This is a genomic window from Sandaracinaceae bacterium (assembly GCA_016706685.1).
In the GTDB taxonomy this organism is placed as follows: Bacteria; Myxococcota_A; Polyangia; order Polyangiales; family Houyiibacteriaceae; genus JADJJE01.
Window position 1 is genome coordinate 61,066 of the sequence record JADJJE010000004.1, and the last position, 21,735, is coordinate 82,800.

Below are 21,735 nucleotides of genomic sequence, written 5' to 3' on the forward strand. Positions count from 1 at the left end.
CACGGAGAACGACAGTGACCATCATCGACTACAAAGTAGAAGACGGCTGCGCGATCCTGACGTGGGACGAGCAGGGCCAGCCCATGAACGTGCTCAACGGGCAGTCGCTCGCGGAGCTGGACGCCGGCGTGAAGCGCGCGCTGGCCGACGACGCCGTGAAGGGCATCGTCCTGACCAGCGGCAAGACCGGCATCTTCGTGGCGGGCGGCGACCTCAAGCAGATTGAAGCGCTGGGCAGCGGGCCCATCGACGCCGCGGATCTCTTGGCCAAGACCAGCCTGGTGCTGGACCAGCTGCGCCGCATGGAGACGTGCGGCAAGCCCGTGGTGGCCGCCATCAACGGCGTCTGCCTGGGCGGCGGGCTCGAGGTGGCGCTGGCCTGTCATCGCCGCATCGCGGTGGACTCGCCGCACGCGAAGATCGGCCTCCCCGAGGCGGGCATGGGCCTCATGCCGGGGGCCGGCGGCACGCAGCGTTTGCCGCGCTTGATTGGTGTCCAGGGGGCGCTCGGGCTGATCATGACCGGCAAGCAGTTGTCCCCCGAGGAGGCGCTCAAGCAGGGCGTCATCCACGAGGTGGTCGCGGTGGACCAGCTGCTCGCGAAGGCGAAGCAGTACGTGCAAGACGGCGGCAGCGCCATCCAGCCGTGGGACGACAAGCGCTACCAGGTGCCCGGCGGCGGCGCCGAGTCGCCCAAGTTCATGCAGACCATGATGGGCACCATCGCGATGACCCACATGAACACCTTCGGGAACATGCCCTCCCAGCAGGCCATCCTGTCGAGCGTGTACGAGGGCCTCGGCCTGCCCATGGACCGCGCCGGCAAGGTGGAGACGCGCTACTTCATCACGCTGCTGCAGGACCCCACGGCGCGCAGCATGCTGCGCACGCTGTTCTTCAGCCTGCAGGAGTGCCAGAAGGGCGCGCGCCGTCCGAAGGACGTGCCACGCAGCACCATCAAGAAGCTGGGCATCCTGGGCGCCGGGCTGATGGGACAGGGCGTGGCGCAGGTCTCGGCCAAGGTGGGCATCGACGTGGTGCTCCTGGACCGCGACCTGGCCGCCGCCGAGCGTGGCAAGGAGCGCGTGGCGGCTTCGCTGCAGCGTGACCTCGACAAGGGGCGCACCACGCAGGCCAAGAAGGACGCGCTGCTGGCGCGCATCCACGCCACCGCGTCGTACGAAGACCTCGCAGGCTGCGACCTGGTGGTGGAAGCGGTGTTCGAGGACCGTGGCATCAAGGCGGCGGTCACCAAGGCGGCCGAGGCTGTGCTCGGGCCTGACGCGGTGTTCGCGACCAACACCTCGGGTTTGCCCATCACGGGCCTGGCCGAGGCCTCGGTGCGCCCCGAGAACTTCATCGGCATGCACTTCTTCTCGCCCGTCGAGCGCATGCAGATGGTCGAAGTGATCATGGGCGCGAAGACCTCGCAGGCCACCCTCGCCAAGGCCTGGGACTTCATCCTGGCGATCAAGAAGGCCGCCATCGTGGTGAACGACAGCCCGGGCTTCTACACCAGCCGCGTGTTCGGGACGTTCATCACCGAGGGCAACCAGCTGCTGCTGGAGGGCGTTGCCCCCGCGCTCATCGAGAACGCGGCCAAGCTGGCGGGCATGCCCATGCCGCCGCTCAGCATCAGCGACCAGGTGGGCCTCGGCACGATGCACAAGGTGGCGCAGCAGGCCAAGAAGGACCACGCCGCCGCGGGCAAGGAGTGGAACCCGTCTCCCGCGCAGGGCGTCATCGCCAAGCTCATCGAGATCTACGACCGCTGGGGCGCGTACCCGCCGCCCAAGGAAGACGGCACGGCGCGCACGCCCGGTGGCTTCTACGAGTACGAGGGCAAGACCAAGCGCATCTGGCCAGAGCTACAGAGCGCGCTCAGCGAGTTCATCGCGCAGGGAGCTGCCCAGCCCAGCGGCGAGGAGGTGCGCACGCGCTATCTCTTCACCCAGTGCCTCGAAGCCGCCCGCTGCCTGGAGCAGGGGGTCATCACCGACGTCCGCGACGGCGATGTGGGGGTGATCCTGGCGGTCGGCTTCCCGGCGTTCACGGGCGGGCCGTTCACCTTCATCGACAACTACGGGGTATCCGAGTTCGTGGCTGACGCCGATGCCCTCGCGGCTCAGCATGGGGAGCGCTTCTCGCCACCGGCGCTGCTGCGTGAGATGGCCGCGGCGGGCAAGACGTTCTACTAGGGGGCGCGGCGGAGAGTCGGAGGAGCCCGGTTTGGCTGTGCGCCAGGCCGGGCTTCTGCCGTTTGGGATTCCGCCTCGTTGACCTGGGCGTTGTCGGCGACGGCGACGAAAAAGGGAGCACGGCCACGCGGTAAACGCACTCAGGGCCGTCGCCGTCGCCGTCGCCGTCAACGACAACGACAACGACAACGACAACGTCAACGACAACGACAACGACAACGTGGACACAGGATGGAGGTCGGCTTTGGGTCAACGTTCTGGCCCGGCCGGATAGCTTTCTCGCGTTGACAGAGTGAATCTTTCTCCGTCAGGTCTGTTTACTGTGGGTAACCCAGCTGTAAACTGTGGCTCAGGGTGCACCCCGGGGGGTGCGCCGCTGTTCGCAGACCGAAACGAGGCACCCATGTTCACCATCGATCCCAGTGACCAACAAGAAGCCGAGCTCGACCTGTACGACAACCTGGCCCGCATCTCCAAGGCGCCGCCCGCGCTGACCGAGAGCACCGAGTTCGAGTGCCAGGAGCTGCTGTCGTCCGTGACGGCTGCCCAGGCCACGGCCGAGGTGTTCGAGATGGACGACGACTCGTGGCAGTGCGGCCTCGCCTAGTACGTGGGACCAGCGCGTCGTTCGAGAGCTGCGCTCTCGTGATCTAGCCTTGTCAGCTGCGGCGGCGCGCCGTACAAGCACCCAGCGCGATCAGCACCGGTCGCCCTCTAGACAAGGCGCAGAGATGTCGGGAACAGCACGCGAAGTGCTCGCAGCCAGCGAGCAGCTCACCAAGCAAACCGTGGCGGCCATGGTCGATGGCAAGGTCTTCGACCTGCACACTGCGCTCCCGACTGCGTACACCAAGCTGACCCCCATCGAGTCCCATCAGGACACGGCGCTCAGCATCATTCGGCACAGCAGCGCCCACGTCATGGCCGACGCGGTGCAGCGCTTGTTTCCTGGCACCAAGGTGGCCTTCGGCCCCGCCATCGAGAACGGCTTCTACTACGACTACAGCCGCCCGAACGGCTCGTTCTCGGAGGAAGACCTGCGCGCCATCGAAGCGAAGATGCAGGAGATCATCGATGGCGACACGCCCTTCCGCCGCGAGAACGTGACCAAGGACGAGGCCCGCGCCATCCTGCAGGCGCTGGAAGAGCCGTTCAAGCTCGAGCATCTGGAGCGCCTCGAGGGGCAGATCTCGGTCTACCGCCACGGCGACTGGGTGGACCTCTGCGAGGGGCCGCACGTGCCCAGCACGGGCTTCCTGAAGGCCTTCAAGCTCACCACGGTGGCGGGGGCCTACTGGCGCGGCGACGAGCGCAACCCGATGCTGCAGCGCATCTACGGGACCGCGTTCGCGTCGCCCAAGGCGCTCAAGGCGCACCTCAAGCAGATTGAAGAGGCCAAGGCGCGCGACCACCGCAAGCTCGGCAAGGAGCTGGACCTCATCGCGTTCCACCCGTGGGCGCCGGCGTCGCCGTTCTTCCTCCCGCGGGGCGCGCAGGTCTACAACCGCCTCGTCGAGTACGTGCGGCACCTCTACGAGGGCACGGGCTACGAAGAGGTCATCACGCCGCAGATCTTCGACAAGGAGCTGTTCGTCACCTCGGGGCACTTGCCCGCGTATGAGGAGAACATGTTCATGGCGGCCACCATCGAGAACCTCGAGAAGGCGAGCGCCGCGCTCATCGAGAACCCGCCAAAGGACGCGCACGAGTGCGGCCACACGCTGGGCGACGCCATCCGCTTCGGCATCAAGCCCATGAACTGCCCCAGCCACTGCCTCATGTTCGGCATGCGGCACCACAGCTACCGCGACCTGCCATGGCGCGTGGCCGACTTCGGCCGCCTGCATCGCTTCGAGCGCAGCGGCGTGGTGCAGGGGCTCACGCGCGTGCGCACCTTCGCGCAGGACGACGCCCACATCTTCTGCACGCTCGACCAGGTGCAGAGCGAGATCCAGGCCTTCTTGGACTTGGTCTATCGCGTCTATGAAGACTTCGGCTTCGACGAGGTGCGCATCGTGATCGCCACGCGCCCCGACCAGCGCTTGGGCAGTGACGAGGTCTGGGACAAGTCCGAGGCCGCGCTCGAGGATGCCGTGAAGGCCAAGGGCCTCCCGTACACCATCGCCGAGGGCGAGGGCGCGTTCTACGGCCCCAAGATCGAGTTCCACCTGAAGGACGCGCTGGGCCGTCCGTGGCAGCTGGGCACCATCCAGGCGGACTTCAACCTGCCCGAGCGCTTCGACCTGACCTACATCGGGGAGGACAACACCACGCACCGCCCCGTCATGCTGCACCGTGCCGTGCTGGGCTCGGTGGAGCGCTTCCTCGGCGTGCTCATCGAGCACGTGGGTGGGTCGTTCCCCACCTGGCTTGCGCCCGAGCAGATCCACCTGGTCACGGTCGCTTCGGACTTCGATCCGTACGCCCACGAGGCTGCCAAGGTGCTACGTGAGAGCGGCTTCCGCGTGACCGTGGACACCACCAACGACCGCCTGGGCGCGAAGATCCGCAACGGCCGCCTGAAGCGCATCCCGTTCATCGGGGTCATCGGGCAGGCCGAGGTGGAAGGCCGTGGCCTCGCCATTCGCTCGCGCGACGAAGACAAGGATCTCGGTTTCATCGCTTTGGATGACGTCATCGCACGCCTGCGTGTAGAGTCGCTTCCCCCGAGCCGGCGCCACTAGCACGGAGCCCCTCACCACCTCATGGCCGGCCCTTCCACTCAGACACTGCGGAGAAGACTCGGGCAACGAGTGAAGAGCCGGTATCGCCTCTTGGAGGTGGTGGGCTCGGGCGGGCAGGGGGCTGTCTACCGGGCCGTGGACGAGCGCGACGGCGACCATGTGGCCGTGAAGATCCTCCACACCGAGGTGGCCGAAGACCCGAACGCGCGCGAGCGCCTGGTGCGCGAAGCCCGCGCGCTCATGGTGCTGGCGGGCACGGCGGCGCTCGAGGTGCTGGACCAGGGCTTCACGGAGGACGGCAACCTGGCGCTGGTCACCGAGCTGCTGAGCGGCGAAGAGCTGGACGACTTCTTGGTGCGCCACGAGCAGGGGGGTGGCCGCCTCAACGTGCCCGAAGCCCTGTCCCTCTTCCAGCCCATCGCCGACACGCTGAGCAAGGCGCACGCGCTCGGCATCGTGCACCGCGACCTCAAGCCGGCGAACGTGTTCCTGACCCAGGACGCCGCGCGTCGCGTGCGCCTGATGGACTTCGGCTTCGCGAAGTTCGGCCACCTGCGCAGCCTCACCGCCGATGGCTTCGTGGCGGGCAGTCCGAGCTACCTCTCGCCCGAGGCCTGGCGCAACCAGCCCGTCACGCCCAGCATGGACGTCTACGGCTTCGGAGCCATGATCTTCCGTGTGCTGGCTGGGGCGCCGCCCTTCGTGGGCGCCCACCCCATCGAGACCTTCCGCCTCTGCACCGGCGCGCCGCGGCCAAGCCTCCACGCCTTACGCCCGGAGCTCCCACCGGACGTGGACCGCTGGGTGCAAATGGCCCTCGCCGTGGACCCTTCGGAGCGGTTCCAGAACGCGGGCGCCTCGCTCGCGGCGCTCAAAGGCCTGCTCGCGTAGCTCACCTGGGTTCGAATGCGGGCGTGTTCGATCGGAGGGCGCGGGGCATCCTGGTCTGCGGGATCGCTCGCGCTGGCGCTCGCTCTGGCACCCCCCTGGAAGCGGCACTTCGCTGCGCTGCGTTTGCTTCCGGGGCCCCCCCAAGTCCCGCTGCCCAGGACGCCCCGCGCCCTCCCTGCAACCGCGTGGAATTCGATCCCTCGACTGAGCCCGTCGGGGGCTGCGAAGAGCCGCGAGCGGTGCATCCGGGCCCAGCAGCGCTCGACGGGGCAGTTGTGCTCGGGGGTGGGCTCACCTGAGCTCGACGAAGCGCGTGGGGCTGGGCGAGCCAGCCGGCCTCCACGAGCGCACCCACGTTCGGTCGAGTTCAGTCGAGCCTTCCCTTGCGAACGAAGGGCTTCTCGGGCCTCGTTTCCTTACATTCGAGGACGGGCAGGTGTTGGGGCGCGTGCGCCTACTCCAGACCCCGTCGAGTGACAGGGTCCACTCTGGGTACGGCCCGCATCCACCGTCGGACGCAGCCGCGCGCCGCTCCAGACGCTCGCGTGGAGCGGGACGGGCGCCCTGGGCAGCGGGGCTTGATGGGCCCCAGAAAACAAACGGAGCGAAGCGCAGTGCCGTTTTCAGGGAGGTATCAGAGCGAGCGCCAGCGCGAGCGCACCCGCAGACCGGGGTGCCCGTCCCGCTCCTCACGATCACCTTCCCGACGGGGGAGAGAAGCCCTCCGATCGCCAGAAGCGGGCCATACCCGAAGAGAGGGTGCTTCCGCTTTGCCAGGTTCGGGGGTAGGCTCTGCGCGCCGCTTCACTTGCCCGCTCGCGGAAAGTGAGTAGAAGAGGCCCCAGAATCCTTTCAGGAGAAGCCACCATCGCTAGCCGTCGATTTGATCCCCGTGACCGCCAGAGTCCCTTTGGTCCCCGAGTCAACGAACGCATCCGCGTTCCAGAGGTCCGTGTCATCGGGCCGGATGGGGCCATGCTCGGAGTGCTCGAGACCCACGAGGCTCGCCGCATCGCGAGGGAAGCCGATCTCGACCTCGTCGAGGTGAACCCCAAGGCTGTCCCGCCGGTCTGCAAGATCATGGACCACGGTCGCTTCAAGTACGAAGAGAAGAAGAAGCAGAACGAGGCCAAGAAGAAGCAGGCGCAGGTGGAGCTGAAGGAGATCAAGCTCCGCCCCAAGACCGACGAGCACGACATCGCGTTCAAGGTGAAGCACGCGCGCCGCTTCCTGGAAGAGGGCAACAAGGTCAAGATCACGGTGCGCTTCCGCGGCCGTGAGATCACGCACCCCGAGACCGCCCAGCGCCAGATCGACGCCATGGTCGAGGCCGTGGGTGACGTGGCCATCGTGGAGCTCTACCCACGCATGGAGGCCCGCACCATGACCGCCATGCTCGCGCCGCGCGTGAAGCCGAAGCCGCGCGCCGTGCGCGAGGGTGGTGGTGGCCGAGAGGCTGCCGTCGAGCGCACCGACAGCTCGTCCACGGACGACGAGTACGTCGACGACGAAAACTACGATGACGACGATGAGGACGACGACGACGACATGGACGACGCCGACCGCGCCGCCGCCGCCGAGAAGTTGGCCGACAAGACCTGACACCGGGGTGGCTCGACGCCGGGTCGCTTGACTCCGGCTCGCTTGCCCCGTAAACCACGCCCCCTTCCGCTCGCCGCCGCGTGTTCGCTGGTGTCCGAGCTTTTCAGTGAGGAATAGAGATGCCCAAGATGAAGACGAAGCGGGCTGCGGCCAAGCGCTTCAAGCTCACCGGTACCGGCCGGATTCGCCGCAGCAAGGCTGGCAAGCAGCACCTGATGCGCGGTAAGTCCGCCAACCGCCTCCGCAACCTCAAGAAGAACGACATGGTGAGTTCGGCCGACGCGCCGCGCATCATTCGTTTGCTGCAAGGCTGATTCGACATGCCACGCGCCAAACGAGGGTTCAAAGCCCGCCGCCGTCGTAACCGTGTCTTGAAGCTCGCCAGTGGCTACTACGGCGCTCGCAGCCGTCAGTTCCGCAGCGCCGTGTCGCAGGTGCGCCACGCCTGGAAGGACGCCTTCGCGGCGCGCCGCGTCAAGAAGCGCAACTTCCGCAAGCTGTGGATCACGCGCATCAACGCGGGTGCCCGTCAGCACGGGGTCACGTACTCCAAGCTGATCAACGCGCTCAAGAACAAGGACATCCAGATCGACCGCAAGGTCCTCGCGGATCTCGCCATGAACGAGCCGGCCGGCTTCAAGGCCGTCATCGACGCGACCCGCTAGTCCCCGCCCGACATGCTGCACGCCGTGACGCGGGGAACAATCATGGTTCCTGGTCACGGCGTCGCTGTTTCTGGCGTGGCACTTCTCCGTTCGTCTTTGGGTGTCTCGGGAGTTCTAGAGCATGAGTGATCACGACCCGATGGTTGAGTTGGCGGCGGGCCTCACGGCGATCGCAGCGGAGTACGAGGCGGCGCTCGAGGGCGCGGTCGACGAGCACGCGCTGCGCACGGCCAACGGTCGCTTCCTGGGCCCGCAGGGCTCCCTGACGCTGCTGATGAAGCGCATGCCGGAGCTGCCGGGCGACCGCCGCAAGGAGTTCGGCCAGCAGGGCAACGCGCTCAAGCAGGCCATCACCACGGCCTTCGACGGTCATCTGCTGCGCATCGCCCGAGCGCTGCGCGAGGCCGAGCTGACCGGCCCCGCGCTGGACGTCAGCCTGCCGGCGCGCCCCCGCCCGGTGGGGCGCCTGCACCCCATCACGCGCATCCAGGACGAGCTGCTGGACATCTTCGCGTCGCTGGGCTTCGAGGTGGCCGACGGGCCCGACATCGACTTCCACGAGAACTGCTTCGACAAGCTGGGCTTCCCGCCGGACCACCCCGCCACGGACATGCAGGACACGTTCTTCGTGACCCAGCGCGACCGCGGGGACGCCGCCACCACGCTGCTCCGCACGCACACGTCCACCATCCAGGTGCGCGAGATGTCGCGTCGCAAGCCGCCGCTCGCCATCGTGGCCCCGGGCACGGTCTACCGCCGCGACGACGACGCCACGCACTCGCCCATGTTCCACCAGATCGAAGCGTTCGTGGTGGACACCGACGTGACCTTCGCGGACTTGAAGGGCGTGCTGCAGCTGTTCGCGCAGCGCCTGTTCCACAAGGACATCACGGTGCGCGTGCGCCCCAGCTACTTCCCCTTCGTGGAGCCCGGCGGCGAGGTGGACTTCGGCTGCGTGTTCTGCCGCGCGTGGGAAGGCGACGCCGCGCGCACGGCCGCCTGCCGCGTGTGCAAGGGCTCGGGCTGGGTGGAGGTCCTGGGCTGCGGGATGATCCACCCCGTGGTCTTCGAGAACGTGGGCTACGACCCGAACGAGGTCAGCGGCTTCGCCCTGGGAATGGGCATGGATCGCCTGGCGATGCTCAAGTACGGCATCCCCAACATCAAGCTGCTGTACGAGAACGACGTGCGCTTTCTCTCCGCTTTCTGAGGACGAACGATGCTGGCTTCCCATGAATGGCTGAAGGCGCTGAGCGGTGTGCAGATCTCCGCTCAGGAGATGGCAGAGAAGCTCACGTCGGCTGGGCTCGAGGTGGAGTCGCTCACCCGCAAGGGCGAGGGGCTCGAGCACGTGGTGGTGGCCGAGGTGCGCGCCATGCGGCCGCACCCCGCGCGCGAGAAGCTGCGCTTGGTCACCGTGTTCGACGGCGAGCGCGAGCAGGAGGTGGTGTGCGGCGCGCCCAACGTCCCGGCTCCCGGGGGCAGGGTGATCCTCGCCAAGCTGGGCGCCGTGCTGCCGGGCAACTTCGTCATCGCCGAGCGTGAGCTGGGCGGGGTCATCTCGTGCGGCATGCTGTGCAGCGAGGGCGAGCTGCAGATTGGCCCCGGCGGTGAGGGCATCTTCGTGTTCGGCGAGGGCGACCCCGCGGCGCCCGGCACGCCTGTGGCGGACGCGCTCTGCCTGCACGACGTCATCTTCGAGATTGGGCTGACCCCCAACCGCCCCGACTGCCTGGGCCACATCGGCCTCGCGCGCGAAGTGGCGCTGTTGGCGGGGGTTCCGTTCAGTGCGCCGCTCGCGCCTGCACCCCAGCGCCTGGCCACGGGCGGTGAGGCAGGCTGGCAGGCTTCCGCCACGCGCTTCGAGCTGGCCTTCGCGGGCGAAGCGGCGTCGCGCGTGCCGGCGCCCAGCAGCGGCGCCCCGGTGCGAGTCACCATCGAAGACGCGGTGCGCTGCCCGCGCTACGGCGCGGCGCTGGTGCACGGGGTGACCGTGGCGCCCAGCCCCTTCTGGCTGCGCTATCGCCTTCAGAACCTGGGGGTGCGCGCCATCTCCAACCTGGTGGACGCCACCAACCTGGTCATGCTCGAGCACGGCCACCCCATCCACGGGTTCGACCTGGCTCGCGTGAAGGGGAGCGCCATCATCGTGCGCGGCGCGACCCCGGGCGAGAGCATGCAGACGCTGGACGGCACCACGCGCCAGCTCGAGGCAGGCGACCTGCTCATTTGCGATGGCGAGCGGCCGGTGGCGCTGGCCGGTGTGATGGGCGGCCTCGACAGCGAGATCCGCACCGACACGCGCGACGTGCTCATCGAGTGCGCGTTCTTCCAGCCCCAGGCCGTGCGGCGTACGTCGCGACGCGTGGGTCTGCACACGGACGCCAGCCACCGCTTCGAGCGCGGCGTGGACCCGCGCGGTGTACAGCGTGTGCTGGCCCGCGCGGCGCAGCTCATCGCCGACCTGGGCGGCGGCGTGCCGTGGGGACGGCTGTCGAGGTGATTGCCAGCGAGAGCCCCGCGCGCCGCATCGAGCTGCGCGCGGGCAGCGTGCAGGCCCTGCTGGGCGTGGACGTCCCCGTGGCCATCTGCGAGCGCATCCTGCGCGGCATCGGCTGCGACATCGTGCAGAACACCAGCGCGGGCTTCGTGGTGGACGCGCCCACGTTCCGGCCGGATCTCGCGCGCGAGGTGGACCTGATCGAAGAGGTGGCGCGCATCCACGGCTTCGACAACATCCCGGCCAAGACGCCGCGCGTGCGGCCGTCGGACACGGGCACTCCGGCGCCCATCACGTTCCGGCGGCGCGCGCTCCTCGCGGGCGTGGCCGTGGGCATGCACCAGGCCATCAACTACCGCTTCCTGGCGGTGGGCGACCTGCGCCGCGCGCGCGTGTCCACGGACGCCGTCGCGCTGGCCAACCCGCTCTCCGAAGAGCGCAGCGTCATGCGCACGTCACTCCTGCCCTCGCTGCTGGCGGCGGCCGGCGCGGCGCAGCGGCACCAGGCGCGCAGCGTCTCGCTCTTCGAGGTGGGTCGCACCTTCCACCCTCGCGGGCCGAGCGACGCGGCCACCCAGAGCGCCGACGCCCACCTCCCCGTGGAGCGCGAGTGGCTCTCGCTCTTGCTGGCGGGCGCAGCGGACACCTGGCTGGGTGACGACCGCAGCTTCGACTTCTACGACATGAAGGGCCGCGTGGAGGCGCTGGTGCACACCCTGGTGGGCGTGCTGCCGGAGCTGGTGGTGGACACCGAGCTCGACCAGCGCGCGCCCGCCTTGCACCCCCGCCGGCGCGCCAGCGTGCGCGTGGCCGGTGAGACGCTGGGCGTCGTTGGCGAGCTGCACCCCGAGGTGGTGGACGACTTCGGCCTCGACGGCCGCCCGCTCTACGCGGAGCTCGACATGCAGGCCCTCGAGCGCGCGAGCGTGCGCGTGGGCGTCACGCAGGCGGGCGAGCTGCCGCGCTTCCCCGCCACCACGCGCGACCTGGCGCTCTTGCTGGCCGACGAGCACCCCGCAGGCGACGTGGCCGCGGCCATGGCGGCCGAGGGCGCGCCACTGGCGGAGTCCGTGCGCGTGTTCGACGTGTACCGCGGCGACCAGATCCCTGCGGGACACCGCAGCGTGGCGTTCCGCGTGACCTACCGCGACCCCGCCGCGACGCTCAAGGACAAGGACGTGGACAGCGCGCACGCTCGCGTGGTCAAGACCGTCACGGCGCGCTTCGGCGCCCAGCAACGTTAGAGCGTGATGCCGGATGGGCGGAAGTCCTGGCTTGTCTGAAGCGCCGCGTGCGGCGTTGCTCCTCCTCCCCGATGCGACAGCATCGACTCGTCGTCGCGCCTTGCTCGCGCCCCTTCATCCTGCGCCATCCCCTTGCGCCCATCCTGCATCACGCTCTGGCCCGCGAGCGCGATCGCCGCGGCCGCCCGAGCGCCGAAAGCTCACGCTTGAGCTTGGCGCGTTCCTGTGGTTTTCTCGTGTCCTTCTGGCGCTCTAGCCGACTCCGCGAGGTTCCTGGTGACGAAAGCTGAAATCATCGACGCCGTGTACGAGAAGGTCGGCGGGTTCTCGAAGAAAGAAGCCGCCGAGGTCGTGGAGGCGATGTTCGACACCATGAAAGAGGTGCTCGCCGAGGGGGAGAAGATCAAGATCTCCGGCTTCGGGAACTTCGTCGTGCGCGACAAGAGCCAGCGCTGGGGGCGCAACCCGCAGACCGGCGAGCCCATCCCGATCAGCGCGCGCAGCGTGCTGACGTTCAAGCCGAGCCAGGTCTTGAAGACCGCCCTCAACCCGCACCGTGAAGCGTCGAGCGATCTGGACGACCAGGACGAAGACGACGACCGCGCCGGCGACGCCGAGCAGGGCTGATGACGCGTGGTGCGGCGGCGCCCCAGTCTGCCTGATCGCCTCTTCTTCAAGATTGGAGAGGTCGCGGAGATGGTCGGCGTGAAGACGCACGTGCTGCGCTACTGGGAGGGCGAGTTCGACCAGCTGCGACCCAAGAAGACCCGCGGCGCCCATCGGCACTTCACGCGCGCCGACGTGGACATGGCGATGCAGATTCGCCGCTTGCTGCACGACGAGGGCTACACGGTGGCCGGCGCCAAGCTGCGCCTCGCCGAGCTGGAGGACCGCGCGACGCCCGCGCCCCGTCGTGAGGTGGCTCTCCGCGCCGAGCTGCTGGGCCTGCGGGCGGACCTCGTGAAGGCGCTCGCACGCCTCGACCGACTCATCGCGCCGCCGCCGCCGGTGCCCGACACCGAGGTGCGGGTGGAGGCCGTGGTGCCTGCGATGGCGCGGCTCCGTCAGCCCACGCGCACGCGCGCATGAGCGCGACGTTTAGTGGAAAAAGGCATTGCCAATCCAGCGGCTTGCAGTATCTTCCGCGTCCCTCACCCCACCATCCAGAACGCCGTTGTCGGGGCGTAGCGCAGCTTGGTAGCGCACTATACTGGGGGTGTAGGGGTCGCTGGTTCGAATCCAGTCGCCCCGACTAGAAAGCCCGCAAGCACTCGTGCTGCGGGCTTTCGCCTTTGTGTCGGAAGTCAGCGACCACCTCGGGGAGACTTCGCGGTATCGTGGGCGTGGATGGCCAACGAGTCTGGACGACCGCGCGCCCGCACCACGCTGGACTATTGGCCAGTCGTCGTGAACGTCATCGAGAACGGCCATGACCTCTCCGAGATAGAAGACGTGCTCGCGGTGAACGAAGTCGCGCTCTCACGTGGGCCGCAGTTCGTCACCATCCGCGACTTCCGCACGCACAACCAGCAGGTCACCGCGCTGCAGCGCAAGCGCCTCGCGCAGTGGCAGGACGACAACTGGAAGCTCATCCAAGCGCGCTGCTTGGGGGTGGCCAACATCATGCCGTCGCCAGTGGTGCGCGGCGTCCTGCGGGCGGTGTTCTGGATGTCCACGCCTCCCACGCGGGAGGAGGTCTTCGACACCACCGAGCAGGCCGTGGCCGCAGCCTACCGCTGGGCCAAGGAGGCCAACCTGCTCATCCCCTCTGGCTTCACCCCCGAGCGCCTGACTGCCGACCTCTTGGCCAACAAGATCTGAGCGCTCGGGTTCAGGTCCTCACTCGGCGGGCGGGAGGAACTTCTTCATCTTCTGCGCGAGCGGGATCTTGCCCTTCACCTTCATCTTGCGCGTCATGTACGCCTTGGCGCCGTCCAGCTCGCCGTTGCCCATCTGAAGGAAGTGCTCGCCCTTCATGGTGATGGTCACGGAGGGGTTCGGGTGCTCGCCGGCGGTCACGGGACCGAGCACGCCGTCCTCCACCGAGAAGTGGAACTGACCGGAGTTGTCGCCCGAGAAGTCGTACTGGATGACGCAGCTCACGCCCTTGGCTTCGCTGGAAATGAAGCGCTCGCCGAGGCGCTCGAAGTACTCACTGATGCTCGAAACCTTATTCATTGCCAGCCTCCAAAGGGGGTACTGAGGTGTACGGAGACCGAAGATATACAGCGTAGACCTGAGGCTCGCCAGCCCAAAGTGAAACCTGTTCTATTTTGCGCGAGCCGCCCGCAGACCCTGTCTCATGCGGCCAGCGCCCCCTGCGCCACGCTGTAGTGCCCCGCGGCCAGCGCCCGCGCCGTCTCGGCGGGTGTCTTTGGCTGGCGCGCACACCACTCGAGGTACGCCAGGAACGAGATGTCCGGGTCGCTCACCTGATGGGCGGGCATCGGGAAGTCTCCCTGCACGGCACGCTCGAGCGCCGTGAGCAGGTTCTCGTGGTAGCCCTCGTACACGGTGAGGTCGCGCATCCACTCGGCGCGCGGGTCCCTGCCGTCCACCACGTCGCGCGCGCGCCGCAGTGCCTCCTCGAGCTTGCCCGGGTGCACCGACAACATCTGTAGGTCGTAGACGAACTGCACGCCGTCATGGTGCGCCCCGAGCAGGTGGCAGATCACACGCTCGGGCGAGCTCAGCAACCCCGAGAAGTCCAGCGGCGCGACCGCCTTCTCGCGCAGCAAGAACGGGAAGCGCAGCGGCCGCGACTCGAGCAACCGGGCGCGCAGGCTGGGCCGCACGGGGTGCGTGGCGCTGGTGCCGATGCTCTCGGGCCGGAACACCACGCGGTGCCACATGCGCAGCACTCCCAGCGAGATCTGCCAAGCGTTGGGGACATCCGTCACCAAGCCAGCGCGGCGAATCTGGTCCAGCCGCTCTTCCACGACGTCGGGGCGAAACAAGATGGGGTAGAGCAGGGTGCGGTCGAGGTTCATGGGGCAATCTCCAGGGAGAGAGGGGCGGGCCGCGCCACGAGGCGCGCGACGTTGGCGCGGTCACGCTGCGCGAGCGCATCCAGCAGCGGCTCGATCGCGCTCGGCGATGGCGCCGCGAGCCATGCGCGCAGCAGGCCGTAGCCCACCACGTTGGTCTCGGGGGCTGCGTAGAGCTGCTGCTCGAGCTCCGGCAGCGCGGCGAGTGCATCCAGCACGGGGTTGAAGGCCAGCCGCAGCACGCGGTTGCCCGCGGCGTCCAGCAGCGCGCGCACCACGTCCATGTCCAACGCCGAGAGCGTGTGCGGGTCCGAGTTGCCCGCCTGCACGGCCTCTGCGAAGGCGTCTAGGGCAACCGAAACGGGGCTGACGTCCGGGCGGCGCGCCGCGATCTCGAGCAGCACGGCCCGCGCCAGGTGGCGCCGGGCGGCCAGCATGTCCGTGACCCAGCCCGCCAGCTCGGTGCGGGAGCGCCCACGCGCCACGGACAGCACGCTGGGCAGCAGCGTGGGCCCCGACTCGCGCTGGAAGTCTTGCACCTCGTAGCCGCGCCCCTGGCGCACCGACAAGAGCCCCTCCGAGCGGAGCTGCGCGAGCGCACTGCGCACCGTGACCCGGTTGACGCCGAACTGGGCGGCGAGGTCGCGCTCTGGCGGCAGGCGCGCCCCCACGGTGAGGGCCCCATTCAAGATGCGCCCGCGCAGCTGCTCGGCGCACAGGTCCACAGCGGAAGCCTGCGTCAGGGTGTCGAACGGGGTGTCGTGGGCAGAAGATGGCATTGGTTGAATGGTCCGACCAATTTACGCGACTCGCCTGTCAGGGTCAATGGAGAACTTCGCCACGCTGGCAATCACGGGAGATAGCCGTACGCTCACGGCTCTCCGCGTGTCTGCCCGCGGGCCCCCCACGATGACGCGCGACACCGACCGCCCCCTGATCCTGGTCTCGAACGACGACGGCGTGAACGCGCTCGGGAACGTGGCGCTGCGCCGTGCCCTGGCCCGCATCGCCGAGGTGTACACCGTGGCGCCGGAGTACGAGCAGAGCGCGAAGAGCCACTCCATCTCGCTGCACGTACCGCTGCGCTTCCGCACGGTGGAGCCCCGCGTGCACGCCGTGGACGGCACACCCGCCGACTGCGTGTACGTGGCGCTCTTCATGGAGTCGCTGCTGCCTCGCAAGCCGGACCTGGTGGTGAGCGGCATCAACCACGGGGCCAACTTGGGCACCGACGTGCACTACTCCGGCACCGTGGCGGCGGCGCGCGAGGCGGCGCTGCGCGGCATCCCAGCCATCGCGTTCTCCAACCTGCATCACGGCAACATGGAGGCCATGGCCGAGGTGGCTACGCAGCTGTGTGAGCGCATGCTGGCGTCGCTGCACGGCCGCGTGTCCACCGACGCCGAGGGCAACGCGCCGCTCATCAACGTGAACTTCCCGGACCGCCCGGAGCCGCGTGGCATCGTGGCGGCGTCGCTCGGGCAGCGGCACTACGCCGAGGGCGTGGACCTGCGCGACGACCCGCGCGGGCGCCCCTACTTCTGGATCGGCGGCGCCGGCGGCGTGCACCACCCCGAGATGCCTGGCTCCGACACCGAGGCGGTGGACGGCGGCTTCGTCAGCGTCTCGCCGCTCTCGCTGCGCGTCACCGACACCACTCAGCTCGGGCTCGCCGCCTTCGTGGCGGGGCCCTCGGAGGATCACTCATGAGTCAGCAAGACCAGCCGGACCAACGCATCGCTCTCGTGGCAGGGCTCATCCGCGAGGTGCCGGATTTCCCGAAGCCCGGCATCCTCTTCAAGGACATCACCCCGCTGCTCGCCAGCGCGGAGGGTTTCCACGCGTGCACTACCCTCATGCGCGAGTCCGTGGCCGACCTGGCACCCGACACCATCGTGGGCGTGGAGGCGCGCGGCTTCTTGTTCGGCGTGGCGCTGGCCACCCAGCTCAGCCTGGGCTTCGTGCCCGTGCGCAAGCCCGGGAAGCTGCCGGCCGAGACGCTCTCGGTGTCCTACGAGCTCGAGTACGGCAGCGACTCGCTCGAGATCCACCGGGACGCGCTGCGCCCGGGCGCCCGCGTGGTGATCGTGGACGACCTGCTCGCCACGGGCGGCACGGCGGCGGCCACGGCCGAGCTGGTGCGCAAGGCAGGGGGCCAGGTGGTGGGCTTCGCGGTGGTCATCGACCTGGCGTTCCTGGGCGGCGCGGCCAAGCTGGATGCGCCCGTGCGAGCGATTCTGACGTACACGTGAAGGGTTTTCGCACGACCCTGACCGTTCGGTAGACAAACTCTGACCATGTGGTAGAGAGAGGGCGCCACTCTCTCGGTGGACGACACGAGACGCGACGGGCACGCCCGCGCTTACTTGGAGACCCCCACATGCCGCAGTACAAAGCCCCGCTTCGGGACACGCGCTTTCTCATCAACGACGTCCTCGACTACCCCGGCCACTACGCCCAGCTGCCGAACGGGAAAGAGGCCACCCCCGACGTGGTCGACAGCATCCTCGAACACTGCGCCGCGTTCTGCGAAGGCGTGCTCGCGCCGCTCTATCAGTCTGGCGACAAGGAGGGCTGCAAGCTCGAGAACGGCGTGGTCACCACGCCGAAGGGCTACAAGGCGGCCTACGACCAGTTCGTGGAGGGCGGCTGGCAGGGGCTCTCACACCCCGAGATCTACGGCGGCCAGGGCATGCCCATGTCGCTCGGCGTCTTCAAGGCCGAGATGATGGGCACCGCCAACTGGGCGTTCAATATGTACCCAGGCCTGAGCCTGGGCGCGATGAACACCATCATGCTGCACGGCACCGAGGAGCAGCGCATGGCGTACATGCCGCCGCTCACCGAGGGGCGCTGGATGGGCACCATGTGCCTGACCGAGCCGCAGTGCGGCACCGACCTCGGCCAGGTGAGCAGCAAGGCCGTGCCGCGCGGCGACGGCAGCTACGATGTGACCGGCACCAAGATCTTCATCTCGGCCGGTGACCACGACCTCTGCGAGAACATCGTGCACGTGGTGCTGGCGCGCATCCCGGGCGCGCCCGCGGGCACGCGCGGCATCTCGCTGTTCATCATCCCCAAGTTCCTGCCCAGCGCGGACGGCGGGAAGGGCGACTTCAACAACGTGGTGTGCAGCGGCATCGAGCACAAGATGGGCATCAAGGCCTCGGCCACCTGCACCATCGAGTTCGAGGGCTCGCGCGCGTTCATGCTGGGGCCCGAGAACAAGGGCCTCGAGTGCATGTTCACGTTCATGAACACGGCGCGCATCGGCACGGCCCTACAGGGCGTGTGCGCCACCGAGCTGTCGTATCAGGGCGCGCTGGCGTACTCGAAGGACCGCCGCTCCATGCGCGCGCTGTCGGGCAAGAAGGAGCCCGACAAGGTGGCCGACGCCATCCACCACCACGCCGACGTACGGCGCATGCTGCTGACCATGAAGGCCGTGTCCGAGGGTGGCCGCGCCATGCTCTATCACGCCGCCAAGATGGCCGACTTCATGACGGTGGCCGTGGAGCAGGGCAACGACAAGGAGCGCGAGCTGTGGGACGAGCGGCTGGGCTTCTACACGCCCATCCTCAAGGGCTTCCTCACGGAGCTGGGCTACGAGTGCACCAACATGGGCGTGCAGGTCTTCGGCGGGCACGGCTACATCGGTGAGCACGGCATGGAGCAGATCGTGCGCGACACGAAGATCGCCACGCTCTACGAGGGCACCACGGGCATCCAGGCGCTGGACCTCCTGGGCCGCAAGGTGCTCATCGCCAGCAAGGGCAAGGCCATCGCCGAGTACACCGGCGAGATCATGAAGTTCTGCGGCGAGCACGCCACGAACCCGAAGATGCGGCCGTTCATCGTGTCGCTGGGCAAGGTGTGCGCGCAGTGGAACTACCTCACCGTTCGGCTCGCGCTGGGCGCTCGCAAGGACCGCGACGTGGTGGCCGCCAACGCCGTGGACTTCCTGATGTACTCCGGCTACGCGATGATGGCGTTCTTCTGGGCCAAGATGGTGGCCGCAGCCTTTGCCAAGCTCGCGAGCGGCGATGGCGTGGAGACGCCCGAGTTCTACCGGGCCAAGATCCAGACCGGCGAGTTCTACTTCGACCGCGTCCTGCCGCGCAGCAAGGCGCACGCCGGGTCCATCTTGTCGCCCATCAAGAGCACCATGCAGATGCCCATCGAGGCGTTCTCCGAGCGCTGAACCGGGCGTCCGTCCACGCCGCCGCGCCCCGTGAACAGGGCCTTGCGCTATCCGCCGCTCCGAGCATGATGGGCGGATGGTGCAGGGCTCTGATCACTTCGACGGTCGCCGCTTCCTGAACACGGACGTGAAGGGCAGGCGCCACAGCAGCAGCGCCGACGCCATCAAGTGGTTCGTCACGCGCAAGCGCCCCAAGGTCACGCCCATCGTCAGCGAGCCGGGGCCCGCGCCGGCGCAGCGCGTTCACGGGCGTGAGGTGCGGGTCACGTGGGTGGGCCACGCCACCGCGCTCATTCAGCACGACGGGCTCAACATGCTGACGGACCCCATCTGGGAGCCGCGCTGCAGCCCGTTCCGGTTCATGGGGCCCAAGCGCTTTCGCGCGCCCGGCATCCGCTTCGAGGACCTGCCGCCCATCGACGTGGTGCTGCTGAGCCACGACCACTACGACCACCTGTGCGTGCGCACGTTGAAGCGCTTGCAGGCGCACTCGGCGCCGCAGATCGTCACGGGGTTGCGGGTGGGCGAGGTGCTCGCGCGCAACGGCATCGGCAACGTGCACGAGCTGGACTGGTGGGACTCGGTGGAGGTGGCGCCCGGGGTGGTGGTGGTGTTCACGCCGGCCAAGCACTTCTCGGGGCGCTCGCCGTTCGACCTGGACCGCCGGCTGTGGGGCGGTCTCTACGTGCACGCACCGGCCGGAGGCATCTACTACGCCGGAGACTCGGGCTACTGCACACACTTCCGCGACATCCGCGAGCGGCTCGGCAGCCCCCGTGTGGCGCTGCTTCCCATCGGCGCGTTCGAGCCGCGCTGGTTCATGTCGCCGGTGCACATGGACCCGGCCCAGGCGGTTCAGGCGCACTTGGACTTGGGCGCCGTCACGTCGGTGGCAGTGCACTACGGCAGCTTCGCGCTGGCCGACGACGAGCAAGGCCAGCCCGAGCGCGAGCTCACCGCGGCCCTGCGCGCGCAGCGTGTGCCCGAGTCGCGCTTCCGCATGCTCCCGCACGGTGACGCCGTGGGCCTCCCGCGCGGCGTGGCGGAGCTCGGCGTGGATGCCGTGGCGTAGCCAGACGCTCTCCGGGTCGGTGCTGCTCGGGGCGCTGATGGCGGCTGGCTGCGTGGAGCCGGTGCCGCCGCGCGACCCGGCGGACTACCTGCGCGTGGGCGTGGACCCGCGCGAGGAGGCTGCCCACCTGGCGCGTGCCTTCGAGGACGACGGCTACCGCGTGCGTCGTCTGGTGAACGCGGACAGGGTGGCCATGCTGGACGCCGTTGGCCCCGAGGGGCAGAGCGCGCTGCGGGTGGTGACGCACGTGGGCGTGGCGCTGGGCATCGACGTGCCGGACCGAGGCTTCCCCACGCGGGAGCGCGTGCGTGGGCTGCCGGCGCCGCTCTCGGGGGGGGACCTGGACGGTGACGGCGCCATCGAGCTGCTGATCGCGGTGGTGGACCGCACGCGCATGGGCGAGTGCATCGCGGTGGTGCGCGTGGACGAGCACGGCCAGGTGAGCGAGGTCTTCGTGGACACGAGCCCCGTGCAGGAACACGCCTGCGCGGAGCGGGCCGAGGACGTGGCCGGCGACGCCCGCGCCGAGCTGCTCGTGGTGGGGCGTTACCTCATCCCACCCCTCAATGTGCCCGCCAGTGTGGCCGTGCCCTTCACCGGCTTCGAGGGCCGCTACGTGCCCATGGGCCCCGAGGCGGCGCGCTACTTCGCGGGCGAGCGCAGTGTGCGTCTCGAGCGCCTCATGGATGCTCGGCGCGCGCGTGAGGCCGACACCATCTCCCGCCTGGCGGTGGAGCTGGGCGTGCTGCGCTTCTTCGAGTGGGGCGACGCGGAGCGCGCCATCCTGGCGCTGGACGAAGAGTCCGAGGGCGCGCATGTGGACGCGCTGGCCGCGGGTCGCGAGCTGATCCGCGCGCTGGCCGAGGCACCCGGTGGGCGTGCAGCCCAGGACGAAACGGAGTAGACCCGGGCGTGGCCAAGAAGCGTGTCGAAAAGGGCGTCAGCGGCATGGAGTTGCTGGTCTGCCGCAACCCCAAGGCGGCGCAGACCTACGAGATCGAGGAGAAGCTCGAGGTCGGGATGATCCTGGTGGGCAGCGAGGTGAAGAGCCTGCGCAACCGCAAGGCCGACCTCGACGGCGCCTACGCGGTGATCGAGAACGACGAGCTGTTCCTGCACAAGATGCACATCGCTCCCTATGAGCAGAGCGGCTACTCGGGACACGCCACCAAGCGCGTTCGCAAGCTGCTGGCGCACCACGCCGAGATCGAGAAGTGGCGCGGCAAGCTCACCACCAAGGGCTACACGCTGGTCCCCCTGCAGGTGTACTTCAAGGGAGGCGTGGCCAAGTGCCAGCTGGGCCTGGGGCGCGGCAAGAAGAAGGGCGACGAGCGCGAGGCGCTCAAGGCCAAGGCGGAGCTCAGCGAGGCCCGCGACGCCGCGAGGCGCCGATGAGCGCGTTCCCCATCCCGCTGACCTTGCGTGGTGGCGAAGAGGGCGTGCTGGAGGGCTGGGACGGTGCATTCCTGCTGGTGCGTGTGCCCATGCCTTTTGCGCCGGGCACGCCTGTGCGCGTCTTGATCTCGCTGCCCACCCCGCTGCCGTTCGAGGGCAAGTCGCTGGGCAGCAAGCTGGGGGACGACGGCCTGTTCACCATGCGCCTGCGGCCCGTCACGCTGCCCAAGACCACACGCGTGGCGCTCGATGCGCTGCGCGACGCCTGAGGCTCAGCGAGGCTGAACCCCTAGTGC

Annotated in this window: 22 protein-coding genes, 1 tRNA gene and 1 pseudogene; 21 read left to right on the plus strand and 3 right to left on the minus strand. The window is 68.7% G+C overall.

The genetic code is table 11. The features are described from left to right. Window positions 1-20 precede the first annotated feature (20 nt). The 14 genes from IPI43_08095 to IPI43_08160 all read left to right on the plus strand — a co-directional run bounded on the left by IPI43_08095 (window position 21) and on the right by IPI43_08160 (window position 13,605). Entirely contained in the window at window positions 21-2,198 is a 2,178-nt protein-coding gene (locus IPI43_08095) for an enoyl-CoA hydratase/isomerase family protein (protein MBK7774089.1), read from the plus strand. 403 nt (window positions 2,199-2,601) lie between these two features. Continuing rightward, window positions 2,602-2,805 carry a hypothetical protein gene (locus IPI43_08100; GenBank protein MBK7774090.1) on the plus strand — a complete coding sequence of 68 codons (204 nt, stop codon included), beginning with the start codon at window positions 2,602-2,604 and terminating at the stop codon, window positions 2,803-2,805. Between the two features lie 124 nt (window positions 2,806-2,929). Continuing rightward, window positions 2,930-4,882, plus strand: coding sequence for a threonine--tRNA ligase (gene thrS / locus IPI43_08105; GenBank protein MBK7774091.1), 1,953 nt, complete (start codon window positions 2,930-2,932; stop codon window positions 4,880-4,882). 69 nt (window positions 4,883-4,951) lie between these two features. Beyond that, window positions 4,952-5,773 carry a serine/threonine protein kinase gene (locus IPI43_08110; protein MBK7774092.1) on the plus strand — a complete coding sequence of 274 codons (822 nt, stop codon included), beginning with the start codon at window positions 4,952-4,954 and terminating at the stop codon, window positions 5,771-5,773. 867 nt (window positions 5,774-6,640) lie between these two features. Further along, on the plus strand, window positions 6,641-7,375 hold the full coding sequence (locus IPI43_08115) for a translation initiation factor IF-3 (GenBank protein ID MBK7774093.1): 735 nt from the start codon (window positions 6,641-6,643) through the stop codon (window positions 7,373-7,375). Between the two features lie 119 nt (window positions 7,376-7,494). Further along, window positions 7,495-7,689, plus strand: a complete 195-nt coding sequence (gene rpmI / locus IPI43_08120) for a 50S ribosomal protein L35 (protein MBK7774094.1) — start codon at window positions 7,495-7,497, stop codon at window positions 7,687-7,689. Between the two features lie 6 nt (window positions 7,690-7,695). After that, window positions 7,696-8,040, plus strand: a complete 345-nt coding sequence (gene rplT / locus IPI43_08125; GenBank protein ID MBK7774095.1) for a 50S ribosomal protein L20 — start codon at window positions 7,696-7,698, stop codon at window positions 8,038-8,040. Window positions 8,041-8,179: 139 nt separating this feature from the next. Continuing rightward, the gene (gene pheS, locus IPI43_08130; protein ID MBK7774096.1) at window positions 8,180-9,250 is read left to right on the plus strand and encodes a phenylalanine--tRNA ligase subunit alpha; all 1,071 of its coding nucleotides are present in this window, start codon (window positions 8,180-8,182) and stop codon (window positions 9,248-9,250) included. 9 nt (window positions 9,251-9,259) lie between these two features. After that, window positions 9,260-10,543 carry a phenylalanine--tRNA ligase subunit beta gene (locus IPI43_08135; GenBank protein MBK7774097.1) on the plus strand — a complete coding sequence of 428 codons (1,284 nt, stop codon included), beginning with the start codon at window positions 9,260-9,262 and terminating at the stop codon, window positions 10,541-10,543. Next, window positions 10,540-11,784 carry a phenylalanine--tRNA ligase subunit beta gene (locus IPI43_08140; GenBank protein MBK7774098.1) on the plus strand — a complete coding sequence of 415 codons (1,245 nt, stop codon included), beginning with the start codon at window positions 10,540-10,542 and terminating at the stop codon, window positions 11,782-11,784. Before IPI43_08135 ends, IPI43_08140 begins: the two co-directional genes overlap by 4 nt. A gap of 276 nt (window positions 11,785-12,060) precedes the next feature. Further along, window positions 12,061-12,411 (plus strand): integration host factor subunit alpha, encoded by a 351-nt coding sequence (locus tag IPI43_08145; GenBank protein ID MBK7774099.1) that lies wholly within the window; start codon window positions 12,061-12,063, stop codon window positions 12,409-12,411. Window positions 12,412-12,480: 69 nt separating this feature from the next. Further along, window positions 12,481-12,873 (plus strand): MerR family transcriptional regulator, encoded by a 393-nt coding sequence (locus IPI43_08150; GenBank protein ID MBK7774100.1) that lies wholly within the window; start codon window positions 12,481-12,483, stop codon window positions 12,871-12,873. Between the two features lie 89 nt (window positions 12,874-12,962). After that, window positions 12,963-13,036: transfer RNA gene (locus tag IPI43_08155), tRNA-Pro, on the plus strand. A 95-nt stretch (window positions 13,037-13,131) separates the two neighbouring features. Beyond that, entirely contained in the window at window positions 13,132-13,605 is a 474-nt protein-coding gene (locus IPI43_08160) for a hypothetical protein (GenBank protein ID MBK7774101.1), read from the plus strand. A gap of 18 nt (window positions 13,606-13,623) precedes the next feature. Here IPI43_08160 and IPI43_08165 read toward each other — a convergent pair whose 3' ends face one another. The 3 genes and pseudogenes from IPI43_08165 to IPI43_08175 all read right to left on the minus strand — a co-directional run bounded on the left by IPI43_08165 (window position 13,624) and on the right by IPI43_08175 (window position 15,550). After that, entirely contained in the window at window positions 13,624-13,962 is a 339-nt protein-coding gene (locus IPI43_08165) for an SCP2 sterol-binding domain-containing protein (GenBank protein ID MBK7774102.1), read from the minus strand. Between the two features lie 122 nt (window positions 13,963-14,084). Further along, entirely contained in the window at window positions 14,085-14,774 is a 690-nt protein-coding gene (locus IPI43_08170; GenBank protein ID MBK7774103.1) for a hypothetical protein, read from the minus strand. A 530-nt stretch (window positions 14,775-15,304) separates the two neighbouring features. Next, window positions 15,305-15,550: pseudogene (locus tag IPI43_08175) on the minus strand (winged helix-turn-helix transcriptional regulator). 130 nt (window positions 15,551-15,680) lie between these two features. Between IPI43_08175 and surE the strand changes: the two are divergent. The 7 genes from surE (at window position 15,681) to IPI43_08210 (ending at window position 21,708) form a co-directional block, all read left to right on the plus strand. Then, complete coding sequence (gene surE / locus IPI43_08180; GenBank protein MBK7774104.1) at window positions 15,681-16,481, plus strand: 5'/3'-nucleotidase SurE; 801 nt, start codon at window positions 15,681-15,683, stop codon at window positions 16,479-16,481. Continuing rightward, on the plus strand, window positions 16,478-17,023 hold the full coding sequence (locus IPI43_08185; GenBank protein ID MBK7774105.1) for an adenine phosphoribosyltransferase: 546 nt from the start codon (window positions 16,478-16,480) through the stop codon (window positions 17,021-17,023). Before surE ends, IPI43_08185 begins: the two co-directional genes overlap by 4 nt. A 128-nt stretch (window positions 17,024-17,151) precedes the next feature. Next, window positions 17,152-18,972: an acyl-CoA dehydrogenase C-terminal domain-containing protein gene (locus IPI43_08190; GenBank protein ID MBK7774106.1), complete on the plus strand. Its 1,821-nt coding sequence runs from the start codon at window positions 17,152-17,154 to the stop codon at window positions 18,970-18,972. 76 nt (window positions 18,973-19,048) lie between these two features. Beyond that, a complete protein-coding gene (locus tag IPI43_08195; protein ID MBK7774107.1) occupies window positions 19,049-20,044 on the plus strand; it encodes an MBL fold metallo-hydrolase in 996 nt (331 codons plus the stop codon). Next, on the plus strand, window positions 20,031-20,948 hold the full coding sequence (locus IPI43_08200; GenBank protein MBK7774108.1) for a hypothetical protein: 918 nt from the start codon (window positions 20,031-20,033) through the stop codon (window positions 20,946-20,948). The genes IPI43_08195 and IPI43_08200 overlap by 14 nt, the downstream gene beginning before the upstream one ends. A 44-nt stretch (window positions 20,949-20,992) precedes the next feature. Beyond that, window positions 20,993-21,439 carry an SsrA-binding protein SmpB gene (gene smpB / locus IPI43_08205; GenBank protein ID MBK7774109.1) on the plus strand — a complete coding sequence of 149 codons (447 nt, stop codon included), beginning with the start codon at window positions 20,993-20,995 and terminating at the stop codon, window positions 21,437-21,439. Then, window positions 21,436-21,708, plus strand: coding sequence for a hypothetical protein (locus IPI43_08210; protein MBK7774110.1), 273 nt, complete (start codon window positions 21,436-21,438; stop codon window positions 21,706-21,708). The genes smpB and IPI43_08210 overlap by 4 nt, the downstream gene beginning before the upstream one ends. Window positions 21,709-21,735: the final 27 nt, after the last annotated feature.